This is a genomic window from Spiroplasma sp. AdecLV25b (assembly GCF_030913225.1).
GTDB lineage: Bacteria > Bacillota_I > Bacilli_A > Mycoplasmatales > VBWQ01 > Spiroplasma_E.
In genome coordinates this window covers 1-14,963 of sequence record NZ_JAQYTS010000038.1, presented here as the reverse complement: position 1 = coordinate 14,963, position 14,963 = coordinate 1, and the positions used below count along the sequence as shown (strand labels likewise).

The following is a 14,963-nucleotide window of genomic DNA, read 5'->3' as shown; positions in this document are numbered from 1 at the left end:
TAATTGTTGCGCCAAACTCTTATTTTTGAAAAAAATAAGTTGCTTTAAAATATTATCATAGATTTAATTAGGATTTGAAATAATTATTTCAAAAAAGTATTATTTTATTGTTAGTTTTTAGTTATTAATTTAATAATTGATATTTTACATCCTACTATTAAATTTCAGTCTTTAAGTTATGATGAAATAATTTCTTGTTACTATGTTTATTTCAAAATTAAGGAAACATAATAGTCAAACAATGCTATAATTTAAAATCATAAATAATATTTAAGGAGGTAACAAATTATGAAAATTGTATTATCAGGAGTTGTTGGTGTTGGGAAAAGCACGGTTAGTAATCAATTGTCCAAACAATTAAAATATAAAATTATGGATGAACCTGTAGCAAATAATCCTTATTTAGATGATTTTTATCAAAATCCTTTACAGTATGCATTTAAGATGCAAATTTTTATGTTAATGGCGCGGAGTAAGCAATTAAAGGATTCACAAAAATTAGAAAATGTTATTTTTGATCGTAGTATTTTAGAAGACCCTATTTTTGTAGAAGTATTAAAAGTACAAGATAATATGAGTGATCGAGATTATCAAGTATATTTGGATTTTTATAACAATGTTATTATTTCTTCGCTTTATTTTGACCCACAAGTTAAACCTGATTTAATAATTTATTTAAGGGTAGATGTTGATAAAGCTATTGAACGAATTAAACTTCGTGGTAGAGAGTCAGAAAAAAATGTTCCAAGAGAGTATTGAAAATTATTAAATGATAAATATGAACAATGATATGAAAGAGAAAAAAAACAATTTAATTTTTTAGTTATTGACACTAATGATATTACTCCTGATGAAATAATTAAAAAAATTACTGATTATTTAATTAAAAAATAAATTATTACCTGAATTGTGAATATATAAAGACTTGGTGTTCCACTAAAGTTAAAATTTGGTAGTTTATCATAGATTGCACGAAGTCTATTTAAAAAATACCTTTACTTTCAAGGTAATTAAGTTATAATATTCTATGAGTTAAATATTTAAAAAGCAAAACTTAATAATATATTTACTCCTTGCTCATTATGAGCCATATGCCCAAAAGGAGGTCTTCAAATAGTGGAAGATTTAAACAAAAAACATAATTATGAAATTATGTACATCGTTGATGATCAAAATCAAGAAAAAGCACAATTAATTAAAAAAGAATTAATCGCTATTTTAATTGAAAACGGTGGAGAAATTAAAAAAGAAGAAGATGCAATTCGTACATTTGCTTATGACATTAACAAAAAAGTTAAAGGTCATTACTTTATCATTGAAGTATCTACTTCACCAAAAAATATTGCTAATTTTAATCGTGTAGTTTTAATTAAACAAAAACAATTAGAAGTTATTCGTTTCCTAGTTATTAACCTTGATAGTGAAAAAATTAATAAATTTAAAGTAAAACGCCAAGTAGAACCTAACAATTATGTAAGAACAGCAAGACCTGGAAATCGTGAGCGTACACCATACAACCGTGAAGGAGACACAGAAAGAAAACCAAGACCAATTGCTGGTACTGAATCTGCTAGTCACCATCGCCCACGTAGTAATTATGTTCCTAAAACAAATAGTGCACCAAGTACTATTAAAAAAGACTAAAAAATTGGAAAAGTGAGGTATAAATTATGAATAATGTTTCGTTAACTGGTAGAATTGCTCGTTCTTTAGCGTTACGTAAATCTTCAACAGGAAAATCTTTTCTTTTTTTTACTGTTGCAGTTGGTAATGCTCAAAATCAAACTGATTTTATTCCATGTATAGCTTGAAATAAAGTTGCTGAAAATATGGCTACTTATCTTGTTAAAGGTTCTTTAGTTTCAGTTTCAGGTAGATTGTCAACAAGAAAATCCACATATGAGGGCAAAGATCAGTACATTACTGAAGTAGTTGCTCAAACTGTTACCTTTTTAGATAATCGTAAAAAAGAAGCTGCCACAGTTAATGCTAATTACTCAAAACCACAAAATGAACCAAAAGTTCAATTAGATGAAGCATTTAAAGTTCCTAATTATAACACTGATATTAAATTCACTAATGAAAACTCACTTAACCATATTACTTCTAATGATTCATCATTTGATGATGAAGAAGCAATTATCTGAGATTAAATACAAAGGAGGAAATAAAAATGAATAATGGGAAACCAAGAAGTTTTTCAAGAAGAAAATTTTGCTTTATTACTAAAAATCAAATCGCTTATATTGACTATAAAGATGTTGAATTATTAACTAAATTTATGGGTAGTAACAATAAAATTTTACCAGCAAGAACTACAGGAACTAATCCTAAATATCAACGTCAATTAGCTATTGCTATTAAGCGTGCTCAAATCATGGGTCTATTACCATACTCAAGATAAGAAAATATGTTAAAAGAAGAACTCATAATTTTTATTAATTTTGTGAGTTCTTTTATAATTAATTTTAACTCAAGAATGCAAATAATGGTTTCAAAGAAGAAGTATACATTTGATTTTTTTCAAACTTGTTTTATATCCAAGACATTGTTGAACGTACATATGGAAATAAATACTTTCAATTAAATTACCCTACTAGTTAGCATTCTTATTTTTGTAAAAAACCTATTGTAAAATTTTAAAAATTTGTTATCTTTAATTATAAAATATAAAGTTGTTTATCCTTTGTTTTGATTTTAAAGTGAATATATTTTTTATAAAGGAGTACTAAAATATGAAAAGTATAAAAAAATTGCAATTAGTAACCATAATATCACTTATTTCTACTGTTTTGATTATGATTACAGGATTAATCTTTATAGGTTTTTGTAATTTTCATAAGTGTATTATCAAAGCTTCTAAATTAAATTTTGTAATTTTAGAAAAAAATGGATTCAATTACAAAGTGAAGTTATTTTTGTACAATTTTGACACCAATTTTCACGTTTATAACTACTGCTTTAACTTTTTTAATTATTGGCTTTAAAATGAAATTTAAAAATAATAATTTTTGAGATGCAATTAAAAATTGTGAAATAATCAACAATTACTATATTCACTAAATTTTTACAATTCATGTAACAATAATGAAATTTATCTAATTCAATAAAAAATGTTCCACTTTTTTGATATCTTATAAATATTAAAAGTAATTGCAATTATCATGAAATAAACAGAGGTAATCCTTATTTTTAATATTAATGTTATAGTATAATTAAAGTAATCTTATAAGGAAGTGGCCAAGTGTTCAAATCATTACGAAATTATCATTTAATAATGATTGTTTGATTAGTAGTTGAAATCTTAATCGGTTTAACTTATTTTATTGTTAATATTGAAACATCGCGACAAGCAGTCACTATTGCTGTAATTTTAAGTTTGGTTTTGGGAAACTTCGTTATTGTTTGTCTTTATATTTTCCTTTTTAGTCTATGGATTCGCCATCGTTACATTAATACTGCTGAAATTATTAAATTAAATAATGCCCAAGCACTAACATTTGGTAGTGTGGGAATGATTGTTCTAGATAGTGATTTATCAATTATGTGAGTAAGTGAATTTTTAGAGGATAAAGGACTAGGCCGTTTAATTGGAAAATCAATTGTTAAATTATCACGCGATTTAGAACAACTTATTAGCAATAATATTACTCAAATTACGCTTAAAATTGAAGATATGCTTTATGATGCTATTTATTTAGTTCAAACGCGTACTATTTTATTGCAAGAAACTACTAAATATCATTTCTTATATAATAAATTACAACAAGAAAAATTAGTATTTGGTGTGATTAGTGTTGATAATTTTTATAATTCTTTACAAAAATTAAGAGTTGAAAATCAAATTCGTGTTGAAGCTTTCATTAAAACTGAACTAAATGATTTTGCTAATAACTATTCAGGTTTATTATTAGGAAATATTGAAGATGGATATAATATTTTGCTTTACCAAAATGAGTTTAACAAAGCTCGCAATGATAATTTTCCGTTAATTAAAAATATTCGTGAAGGCGTGAAAAAATTTAAAGCTGATATTACCTTATCAGCAGGTTTTTCTTATGGTAATGCTATTAGTAAAGATTTATATGATTTAGCTATTGAAAGTAAAGAACTTGCTGTTTATCGTGGTGGTGATCAAGTTGTAATTCGTGAATTTGGTGGTAATACTGTTTTTATTGGTGGCACAATTGAAGCAAAACAATCAGAATCTAAAATTAATATTCGAATGTTTGCCCAATCGTTGTATAATGAAATAAAGTTAGCAGAAAATGTCCTTGTAATGGGTCATCGTGCTGCTGATTTTGATTGTATTTCTTCAGGAACTGTTATTGTTGAAATAGCAAAAACATTAAATAAAACTGCACATTATATTATTAATCAAAATGAAGTCGACGAACGAACTTTAAAAATTCTACATGAACTTGTCCCTGAAAGTTATACTAGCCGTAATTTTATTACTGGAAAACAAGCTTTAAAATTTCTGCATGCTAATACTTTGTTAATTGTTGTTGATACACACAATCCCCAACGAGTTGATAGTCCTGACCTTTTAAGTAAGGCTGTTAAAATTATTGTTATTGACCATCATCGTGTTTCTGATGAAGCAATTAGTAGTACTATTACTTCTTACATTGATGCTGGAACTTCTTCTACTGCCGAAGCTATGACAGAAATTATTTATTATAATGACTTTAATAATATCGAATCCGAATTTTTATGGAATTTAATGTTTGCTGGAATTCTAATTGATACTAATAATTTTCAAGTTCGAACAACTCGTAGAACATTTGAAGCTTGCGGTTTATTAACTGATTGAGGAGCTTCTTCTTCTAAAGTTAAAGGGCTATTGAAAAATAGTTTAAATGAATTAATTGAAAAATTTGCATTAATTAGTAATGCAAAAGAAATTAAAAAAGGTTTTTTAGTAGTATTAGCTGAAGAAAACTTAGAAGTTCATACTTCATATTTAGCGCAAATTTCAGAAATGCTATTAGATTTACGTGATTGTAAAGCATCTTTCACTATTGCTTATGACCGAAATGGTCGAGCCTGTTTATCAGCAAGAAGTAATGGTGAAATCAATGTGCAAATTATTTGTGAAAACCTTGGTGGAGGAGGTCACTTTAGTGCCTCTGCTGTTCAAAGTAGCAAATTAAGTATTAAAGAACTATATGATGAACTAGTTAGAATTATAGAAAGTGGTTCTTACAGTAGCGAAAGTGGTCTGACAGAACGATATTAAAAATATTAATGAAAGGTTGTGACACAAATGAAAGTGGTCCTTCTAAAAGATGTAAAAAATTATGGTAAAAGTGGTGAAGTTGTTAATGTAAGTGATGGTTATGGTAAAAATTATTTATTACCAAACAAACTAGCAGTAATGGCAACAAACGAAGCTTTAAAAATTAATCAAAAAGAAAAAAATAGAAATGCGGAAATGCGTAATGAACAATTAGCAAATTTTCAAAATATTAAAAAACAATTAGCAGATATTACTTTACAATTTAAATTAAAAACTAATAATTGTAAAGTGTCAGGTGCGATTTCTGCTAAACAAATCTGTGAATTTTTAGCAAAAAGATATAATATAATTATTGATAAACATAAGTTTATTAAATTTAGCCCTATTCATGAGATTGGAATAACTAACATTACTATTAAGTTAGACATAACAATTACTGCTAATTTAAAGGTGGAAGTAACAGGAGAATAAATTATGAGTGATAATAATCAATATATAAACAATGCCGAAATCAATGTGCTAAGTGCCATGATTCAATCCTCACCTGCTTGCGAGAGCGCATTAAATTCTTTAGAATCAAATGACTTCACTATTAGTGCCAATCAAACTATATTTAAAACTATTACTAATCTTTATCGTAATAATTCAGGAATTGACACAATAACAATTGCTGAAGAATTAGTTAAACAAAATAATTTAGATAAAATTGGTGGTATTCAATATTTGTCTTCATTAGTAGGCCAATATATTACTGATGCCAACTTAAAAGAACATATTAACATTCTAATTGAAAGAACAACAAAACGACAATTAGAAAGTGCTTTAAAAAATATTGGTAAAGAACTACAAGGCGAAAAATCTATTACTGATATTTTAGTTAATGCTGAAGCACAAATTGTGCAAGTAAGTAGTGAGCGTAATAATGAAGAATTATTACCCATTAGTGCTCATATTGATGAAGTTGTGACAAAAATTGAACAATTACAAAAATCAACTGTTAATATTACCGGTGTAAGCTCAGGTATTAACAATTTAGATATTGTTACAAGTGGTTTCCAGAAGGGTGACTTGATTATTTTAGCAGCAAGACCTTCAATGGGTAAAACTGCTTTAGCCCTTAACTTTGCCCTTAATGCTGCCAATGAACAAGAAAATAAAGACGACGCTGTTGTTATATTTTCTTTGGAAATGCCAAAAGACCAATTAATTACAAGAATGATATCTTGTCAAGGTCATTTTGATGCTAATCGTTTACGTAATAAAAGTAAATTTACATCAGCTGATTGAAATAGAATTAGTGCAACAGCTGAACAATTAAAACAAAAAAATATTATTATTGATGATACTCCTGGATTGCGAGTTTTAGAATTACAGACTAAATTACGTAAACTAGCTCGTGAAAATAATATTAAATTAGTTGTTATTGATTATTTGCAACTATTAACGGGACGAGATAGTGAATCACGCCAACAAGAAGTTTCAAATATTTCTCGTAGTTTAAAAATTCTAGCTCGCGAATTAAAAGTCCCTATTATTTGTTTATCACAACTTTCAAGGTTAGTGGAACGAAGAGAAGAAAAGCGCCCGTTAATGTCTGATTTACGTGAATCAGGAGCCATTGAGCAAGACGCTGATATAATTATGTTTTTATATCGTGATGATTATTATAAAGAAAAAAATAGTGAAGAAAGTACTGCTCAAGAAAGTAATGTTGCTGAAATTCTGATTTCTAAACATCGTAATGGTCCAACTGGGAAAGTAGTAACTATTTTTATTCCAAAATGGGGTAAGTTTGAGAATTATACGGGATAGGGGAAGGCTTGTACATAAATTATGAAAAAAATATTAAATATTTTTTTAACTCTATCGTTATTTTCAACATTGTCTTTTAATATTGCAGGGTGTAAAAATACTAATAATACACAATATGATAACGTAAAAGATGCAATATCAAGTTTAGAAAACCAAACATTTCATATTTCTATAAAGAATGTTCAAAAAATTAGTTTTACTGGTAATGATTGAAGAAAAAAAGAACAAATTGGTAATTTTAGAGATGATATTGATACTAAAAAACTCTGAGAAATGATGACTATGAATATTTCTAACTACATGTTAACTCATTTAAAAAATTCTTGCTTATGAACGGAATACTGAGCTAAAGATATTAGTGGAGGATTAAGTTATAACTAAAATACTTTACTTGAAGGTAAAAAAATTGTTTTTTATTTAGAATATGATCATTTTAATAGTGATGAGCAAGGAATACAGGGAGCAACACACTTTATTCTTGATTTTAATGAATCAGATAATGCTATCGGATTTTATCTAAATTATTTTATTGATGAAAATATAAATATTGATGGTATGCAATTTGTTAATTTTGATTATGAACGTTTGTTATATTCTTTAAAAACTTTTAATAGCATAGAAACAATAACTAAGAATATTAATAAAATGACGCATGATAAAATTAAACCTAATTTTAATAATATATCTAAGATAGCTTATATTCATAATAATATTAACTATAATAGTATTTATAATTATTTCTTAAGTTTAGGAAAAGACAACTATCGTAGTGGTACATATAGTTTTACTTTACAGATTTCTTTTTATCACAATGAAATTTTAAGTGAACAAGTTAAAAAAGAAATAGTAAATATAATAATTTTTTAGGTTATTATTTTAATCTTGCCTGCACTTGGGATTATAATTCAGAGATATATCAGGAAATAACATCAGATAATAGATGATAATATTTGATAAAATTAAAATTTTATGAAAAAAGGCATGTTTTCTGACTTTTTACTTTTTTTAAATTATCCATTTAAATAAGAGCACAAACTGTAAATTTTTTTTGCAGGGTTGAATAAAGTTGCAGATAATATAGGGATATATCAATACCTATCTGTTTTTAAATACAAACAGTAGGGCAAAATTTAATCTGTCAATGGCTGTATTAATGGTTCATTGAAAGCAAAAGATGCTTATAACTATAAGTTATAATTCTAACGCATGTCCTGTTCCCTAAGTGTCATCAGAACCACCTATTCCAACGCCACATTCAAATTGATTTAATAATAGCAATAATTTATCATGATTTTTAAATTTATACATTACAAGTGTTGGAATTAGTTTATGTTTAGAGTATTATTTATATGCCAGAAATAAGAAAATTAGTGGAAAGAAAATAAATAAAGTGTGTTAAAATTTTAATGTAAAGGTAAGGGGTAAAAACATGGAATACTATAGTTATGAAGTTTTGAATATTGATAAACTAAAATTTTCTGAAATTGATTTAAACGATATTTTTTTTGATAGTTTAAAAATAGATTACAATGAAGTTGATTTTACTAACTGATTTAAAATGAAGCAAGAAAATAGTGAATTAGTTTTTGTTTATAAAGAAGAAAATACAAGTAAAATTGAAGGTTTTTTATATCTTAAAGTTGAGGATATAAATGAAAATTATCATGATTCAATTATTCCTAATTTTGCTCCTAAAAAAAGATTAAAAATAGGTACTTTTAAAATTACAAAAAATGGGTATAAAATGGGAGAAAGATTTTTAAAAATCATATTTGATAATGCTAAATTAAATTTAGTAGAAGAAGTTTATGTAACAATTATTGAAAATAATAATGAAAAACAAATACTAGTGAAATTATTAAAGGAGTACGGTTTTGAAAAATGAGGTATTAAAAATGAATATGAAAATGTTTATGTAAAAAAAAATGAACTGAGATTTTAATAAAGATATTCAAAAAAATTTTCCTTCAATTAACTTAGAACAAGCACAATACTTTTTATTACCAATAAAACCTGAATATCATACCAAACTTTTGCCTGATTGCATTCTCAAAACTGAATCACCTAAAGATTATAAAAAAAAATTTACCTTGAATGAATGCAATAAAAAAGTTTTATATTGGTGATAATTTATGACAATCAAATCCTAAAAAAGGTGATATTATAATTTTTTATTTTTTATCGAACTACTGACAGTGACTCCTTACCAGCAAAATATCGAAGTGTATTTACGGGGTTAGGTATCATTTTATCTAAAGAAAAAAAATAATAGTAATGATTTAGAGAAAAAATTAAGCAGAAGCGCGCTTAGTAAAGATGATATAAAAAATTTTAAAAAACGACCAACTTTACAATTTTTAAGAAGCAATGGTTTATTTAATGGCCCAAAAGAATGAGGTCCAAGAGGTTTATATTCTATAAATCAAGACATATTTTTAAAAATACTTAATGAAGCTAAATTTGATATAATGAAATTTTATAATTAAAGGAGAAATCATGCAAAATGCTATTTTATTATCAATACATCCAAAACATGTTGAAAAAATTATTTCTGGTGAAAAAAATTTGAATTCAGAAAAGTATTAACAAAAAAATTTCAACCAAAAAAACTTTTTATTTATTCGACAGCGCCAATTTCAAAAATAATTGCTGAAGCAGAAATTGAAGAAATACTTATTGATACTCCAGAAAATATTTGAGAAAAAACTAAAATTTATTCTGGAATAGATTTTGATTTTTTTTGAGAATATTATAACAACAAAACGACAGCCATTGCATATAAACTTAAAAATATTAAAAAATATGATAAACCATTGGAATTATCAGTATTAGGATTAAAAACAGCTCCACAATCATTTACTTATATTAAAAATTAATCAAGACAAAAATAGTGGTAAACATTATCCCAAGTCTAAAAATAAAAATTAACAGTAAAGATTTTGAAAATTTTGTTATATATCAAAGATTTCTTTAAATTATAATATAAAATCATTAATTAGTATTATTTGGTAATTTTATCAAATTTCTAAGAATAACTGCTGTCATATTATATCCACTCATGACATGCTTTATAACCTTTTAATTATTATAAATAATTTTTTATATATAATTTTACATGAGAGTTTTTTTGAAGAGTCAACTGAAGAATATTTGAAAAAATTGATTTAGTTTTATTGGTATTTTTATATTAGTATTTTTAACTAGTGGTTCATTAAGTGCTGGTAGTAATACTAATAATATTTACAAAAATCTTGATAAAAGCTTAATTTTTCCATACAAAGTATCATATAGTTTTAATGAAAATGGCATGAAAAATATTTCTAAACATTTTTTTGGTGGGAAAAAATTAACTTATGAAGAAGAAAGCAAAATTAGAAATAATCAAATTTTAGAACCTACTGATAATAATGCTAAAATGGAAATAGAAAAATGGAATTATAATTTCAAGGCTTGAACTTTGCAACAAATTTTAATCAAAGAAGGTTTAAATAATCAACTGGCAGTTGATTATCAAATTAATAAAGTTATGATACAAAGTGGTTTTAATGATAATAATTGAACTATTAATCAAGGAAAATATAATTTAAAAATAATAATTATATAGTGTTAACACAAGGTAGAGAACCAGAGAATGACCAAGAAGTAGTTACTAGTATTGATCTTAAAAATGTTGATAATCCTGATTTTCAAATAAATAATACTATTAAAATTGGTATTAAAAACTATAAAATTGTTGGTCGTGGTTATAACTTTATGAGTTATATTGATTATTACTATCAAGATAATATTATATGATTAAATAATTCTGCCACTAATGATTTTTGATTAAATGGTTCACTTGATGATAATCGTGATTGTGATTACTATCTTAACCTTGATTATAACCAAATGTGAAAATTTAACTATAACTACTCAACAAAGTTTTTTTATAGTTCTTATCTTTATCCTAATTTTAATGAAACTAAAAAAATTTTACAAGAAAATATTAAACTAACTTTAATTAAAGTGGAAATATTAATTTTTAATATTTTTGGTTTTTTAGTGTTAATTGCTAGCTTGTTTATTATTTTATTATTTTTAAAAAAAGAAATTAATCAACAACGAGTATCTTTAGGTATCTTAATGAATTTAGGAACAAGTAGAAAGACATTATCTTTTTTAATTGCTTTTGCTTATGTTACTTTACTAGTTTTATCAGTTACAATTGGTTATGCTAGTGCTTTTGGATTACAATATTATTTAACAAAAACTATTAGTAAAGTTATTTTTTTCCCGTTTCCTTTATTAACATTTAATATTACATCAACATTAATTAGTTTATTAGTATTCCCTGCCATTTTTATTATTTGTTTAACTTTAATAATATATTTTTTTACTTAATAAACCAATTTTAAGTTTGATTAATAACCAAGTTAATTCTAAAATTAGCAAGAGTAAAAAACATTCTAAACATAAGTTTATTAATAATATTAACTGTCGTTTAGGTTTGGCATTTGCTAAAAGTAATAATAAAAAAATTATTAGTACTGTTAATATCTTTTTCCTTAATATTTTAACAGTTTTATTTTTATTAAATTTTGTTAATATTTTTAATTATTCCACTATTCATTCACTTACAAAATATGAAAATCAAGTAACGAGAGTATTTAATAATCAAAGCGTAACTAATTATGCGAAAAGTCCTCTTAATGTTATGATGGATGCTATGAGAAAAAAAGAAGATTTTGATATTAGTAATTTACCAGCTAAGGTTAAGTCTAAGATTGTGTGTAAATTTATGATGAAAGAAAAATTTAACTTTTAATGATTTAAATTGATTATTAACAATTATTAAACATAATATTTGATGAGATGCAACTGATTATTTTGATGATATTTTTGGAGTCTTAATTTTTAGTAGTGATGATACTAAAATTAGAAATGAATATTTATGTAAATTAATTAATGATGAAAATGATTGAATTAAAAGAATTGCTATTCAGTCACAATTAATGTTTAAAACAAAAACTGATATTGATTTACTTTTTACATTAATTAAACCATTGTTATTAACAAATAATTTTTATTTAATTCGTAGTATTGGATGAGCATTACGAAATGCAGCACGTGTTAATCCAACAAAAATTTACCAGTTTGTTAAAGAAAATAATGTTAGTAAAAAAATAATTAACGTTATTAATGAACACTAATTAATAATTGTAGTATAGTAATTAAATGAAAACAAAATAATTTGTCTCAGCACTAAAAATTTCCTAATTTTTATGTTAAAATGATAAAGGTTTTATTACAAAAAGTAATAAATATTATTAGAAAGTAATACAGAAAATAAATGGTGATTTAATCTATGTGAGACCGTAAAATTTTACGAAAAATTAATAAACAAGTAAAAGCTATTGTTGTTCTTGATGAAACTATGCGTAAACTTAGTGATGAAGAATTATCTAATAAAACTGTTGTTTTTAAAACACGACTAGCAGAAGGAGAAACACTAGAGGATATTTTAGTAGAAGCTTTTGCTACAATTAGAGAAGTTGCACGAAGAGTTAGTGGTATGCATCCCTATCCGGTTCAGTTAATTGGTGGAATTGTTTTACACAACGGTGATGTTGCAGAAATGAGAACTGGTGAAGGTAAAACCTTAACTGCAGTTATGCCTATTTACTTAAATGCCTTAAGTGGTAAAGGTGTTCATGTTATTACCGTTAATGAATATCTAGCTGCCAGAGATGCAGAACTAAACCGACCAATTTTAGAATTTTTAGGCATTACTATTGGTGTTAGTTTGCGTGATAATAATCCTCAACAAAAACGTGATGCATATTTACAAGATGTAACTTATACAACTAACTCTGAGTTAGGATTTGATTATTTACGTGATAATATGGCTAGAAATTTTAATGATAAAGTACAACGTCAACTTAATTTTGCGATTATTGATGAAGCTGACTCGGTGTTAATCGATGAATCAAGAACTCCATTGATTATTTCTGGAGGCGCAAAAAATAGAACGCCTTTATATCAAGCAACAGATGTCTTTGCTAAAACATTAATTCCTGATGACTATAAAATTGATTGAGAATCACGTCAAATTGCTCTAACAACTAGTGGTGTTAATAAAGCACAAAAATCTTTTAACTTAAAAAACCTATTTGACATTGATAGTTCTGAATTATTTCACCATATTCAAAATGCATTACGTGCTAATCACGTCTTTAAACTGGATGTTGAGTATGTTGTTAAAGATGGCGAAATTGTTTTAGTTGATCAATTTACTGGTCGTTTAATGCCAGGACGTGTCTACAGTGATGGGCTACACCAAGCGTTACAGGCAAAAGAACATGTTACCATTCAACAAGAAACAACTACTGTTGCTACTATTACATATCAAAACTTCTTTCGTTTATATAATAAATTAAGTGGGATGACAGGAACTGCTAAAACTGAAGAAGAAGAATTTGTCAAAATCTATAACATGCGTGTAATTAGAATACCAACTAATAAACCGATTATTCGTGAAGATAAGCCTGACCATGTCTTTGCTACATTAAATGCTAAATTTAAAGCATTAATTGCTGAAGTTAAAGAACGTCATGAAAAAGGACAACCAATTTTAATTGGTACTGCTAATGTTGATGTTTCAGAACGAATTGCCAACATGTTAGAAGCACAAGGAATTAAACATGAAATCTTAAACGCCAAAAACCATGCCCGTGAAGCTGAGATTATTGGTCGTGCTGGTGAAAAAGGTTCTATTACCCTAGCTACTAATATGGCAGGACGTGGAACAGATATTAAACTTGGTGAGGGAGTAATTGAAGTTGGTGGACTTGCAGTTTTAGGAACAGAACGAAATGAAGCAAGAAGAATTGATAGTCAATTACGAGGACGTGCTGGAAGACAAGGTGACCCTGGATTTTCACGTTTCTATGTTTCAATCGAAGATGATTTAATGTTACGTTTTGGTGGTGAGAAATTAAAAAAAGTTTTTGCCAGTTTAGGTGAGGATTTTATTAAATCCAAAATGTTAACACGTTCTATCACGAGAGCACAACAAAAAATTGAAGGTTTAAACTTTGATGCTCGTAAAAACTTGTTAGATTATGATAATGTTATTGCCCAACATCGTGAAGCAACATATCATCAACGTGATAATATTTTACTTTCTGAGATTCTTTTAGATTTAATTAAAAGTATGCATAGAACAGTAGCCAGAGATTTGTTAAATATTTTTAATAAAAAAGTTGGTAAAGAACAGTTTGTTGATTACGAACAGTTAGTTAAAGGAATTGAAAAACGCATTATTAAACCTGATGATTTAAAAATTGATGAATTAAAACGCATGAGTTATGAAGACGTTATTGATTTAATAAGAGATAAATCTAATACCTTTTATCTTGAAAAACGAGAAAAATTAAATCCAGTAATTATTAGACAAATTGAACATAATGCTATCCTTCAAACTTTTGATCAATATTGAACTGATCATATTGATAGTTTAAGTAAACTACGTGCAGGAATTCACTTACGTGGTTATGCCCAATTAAACCCATTACAAGCTTATATTGAAGAAGCATCAAAATTATTTAATCGTATGAAAGTTAATGTTGCTCATCAAGTTATTATTATGTTACATAGTATTGACCCAGACCAACAACAAATTCGCGGTGGTCAACATGTGCTTGATACAGTACTTGCTGCTAATGTTGAAACAAAAACAAAAATTGGATAATATAATTCTTACCTTCATAATTATGAAGGTTTTTTGTAGATAAAAAAACTTATTTAAATAATATTATTACTCATAGTTGTGATATTTGTCATAAACAATCTTCAGTTGCTAATAGAACTTGTAATAAATGTTTTTATAAATTAATGGGTGAAAATAATGAAATGTAATATTCATAATGAA

15 protein-coding genes are annotated in these 14,963 nt (G+C 26.0%); all 15 read left to right on the top strand.

Annotated elements, in window-relative coordinates:
- Positions 1-288: 288 nt before the first annotated feature.
- The 15 genes from RDJ14_RS03855 (at position 289) to secA (ending at position 14,783) form a co-directional block, all read left to right on the top strand.
- Positions 289-894 (top strand): deoxynucleoside kinase, encoded by a 606-nt coding sequence (locus RDJ14_RS03855; protein ID WP_308150062.1) that lies wholly within the window; start codon positions 289-291, stop codon positions 892-894.
- A 222-nt stretch (positions 895-1,116) separates the two neighbouring features.
- On the top strand, positions 1,117-1,644 hold the full coding sequence (gene rpsF / locus RDJ14_RS03850; RefSeq protein ID WP_308150061.1) for a 30S ribosomal protein S6: 528 nt from the start codon (positions 1,117-1,119) through the stop codon (positions 1,642-1,644).
- 26 nt (positions 1,645-1,670) lie between these two features.
- Positions 1,671-2,153, top strand: a complete 483-nt coding sequence (locus RDJ14_RS03845; RefSeq protein ID WP_308150060.1) for a single-stranded DNA-binding protein — start codon at positions 1,671-1,673, stop codon at positions 2,151-2,153.
- Between the two features lie 20 nt (positions 2,154-2,173).
- The gene (gene rpsR / locus RDJ14_RS03840; protein ID WP_308150059.1) at positions 2,174-2,404 is read left to right on the top strand and encodes a 30S ribosomal protein S18; all 231 of its coding nucleotides are present in this window, start codon (positions 2,174-2,176) and stop codon (positions 2,402-2,404) included.
- 840 nt (positions 2,405-3,244) lie between these two features.
- Positions 3,245-5,242 carry a DHH family phosphoesterase gene (locus tag RDJ14_RS03835; RefSeq protein ID WP_308150058.1) on the top strand — a complete coding sequence of 666 codons (1,998 nt, stop codon included), beginning with the start codon at positions 3,245-3,247 and terminating at the stop codon, positions 5,240-5,242.
- Positions 5,243-5,269: 27 nt separating this feature from the next.
- Positions 5,270-5,713: a 50S ribosomal protein L9 gene (rplI, locus tag RDJ14_RS03830; protein WP_308150057.1), complete on the top strand. Its 444-nt coding sequence runs from the start codon at positions 5,270-5,272 to the stop codon at positions 5,711-5,713.
- Positions 5,714-5,716: 3 nt separating this feature from the next.
- Entirely contained in the window at positions 5,717-7,054 is a 1,338-nt protein-coding gene (gene dnaB, locus RDJ14_RS03825; protein WP_308150056.1) for a replicative DNA helicase, read from the top strand.
- A 21-nt stretch (positions 7,055-7,075) separates the two neighbouring features.
- On the top strand, positions 7,076-7,435 hold the full coding sequence (locus RDJ14_RS03820; RefSeq protein ID WP_308150055.1) for a hypothetical protein: 360 nt from the start codon (positions 7,076-7,078) through the stop codon (positions 7,433-7,435).
- A gap of 174 nt (positions 7,436-7,609) precedes the next feature.
- Positions 7,610-7,921, top strand: coding sequence for a hypothetical protein (locus tag RDJ14_RS03815; RefSeq protein ID WP_308150054.1), 312 nt, complete (start codon positions 7,610-7,612; stop codon positions 7,919-7,921).
- 562 nt (positions 7,922-8,483) lie between these two features.
- Positions 8,484-8,996, top strand: coding sequence for a hypothetical protein (locus RDJ14_RS03810; RefSeq protein WP_308150053.1), 513 nt, complete (start codon positions 8,484-8,486; stop codon positions 8,994-8,996).
- 1,185 nt (positions 8,997-10,181) lie between these two features.
- Positions 10,182-10,658 (top strand): hypothetical protein, encoded by a 477-nt coding sequence (locus RDJ14_RS03805; RefSeq protein ID WP_308150052.1) that lies wholly within the window; start codon positions 10,182-10,184, stop codon positions 10,656-10,658.
- Positions 10,658-11,434 carry an FtsX-like permease family protein gene (locus RDJ14_RS03800; protein WP_308150051.1) on the top strand — a complete coding sequence of 259 codons (777 nt, stop codon included), beginning with the start codon at positions 10,658-10,660 and terminating at the stop codon, positions 11,432-11,434. Before RDJ14_RS03805 ends, RDJ14_RS03800 begins: the two co-directional genes overlap by 1 nt.
- A 16-nt stretch (positions 11,435-11,450) precedes the next feature.
- Entirely contained in the window at positions 11,451-11,858 is a 408-nt protein-coding gene (locus RDJ14_RS03795) for a hypothetical protein (RefSeq protein WP_308150050.1), read from the top strand.
- Complete coding sequence (locus RDJ14_RS03790; RefSeq protein ID WP_308150049.1) at positions 11,818-12,243, top strand: DNA alkylation repair protein; 426 nt, start codon at positions 11,818-11,820, stop codon at positions 12,241-12,243. The genes RDJ14_RS03795 and RDJ14_RS03790 overlap by 41 nt, the downstream gene beginning before the upstream one ends.
- Positions 12,244-12,398: 155 nt before the next feature.
- Positions 12,399-14,783: a preprotein translocase subunit SecA gene (gene secA, locus RDJ14_RS03785; RefSeq protein WP_308150048.1), complete on the top strand. Its 2,385-nt coding sequence runs from the start codon at positions 12,399-12,401 to the stop codon at positions 14,781-14,783.
- Positions 14,784-14,963 lie beyond the last annotated feature (180 nt).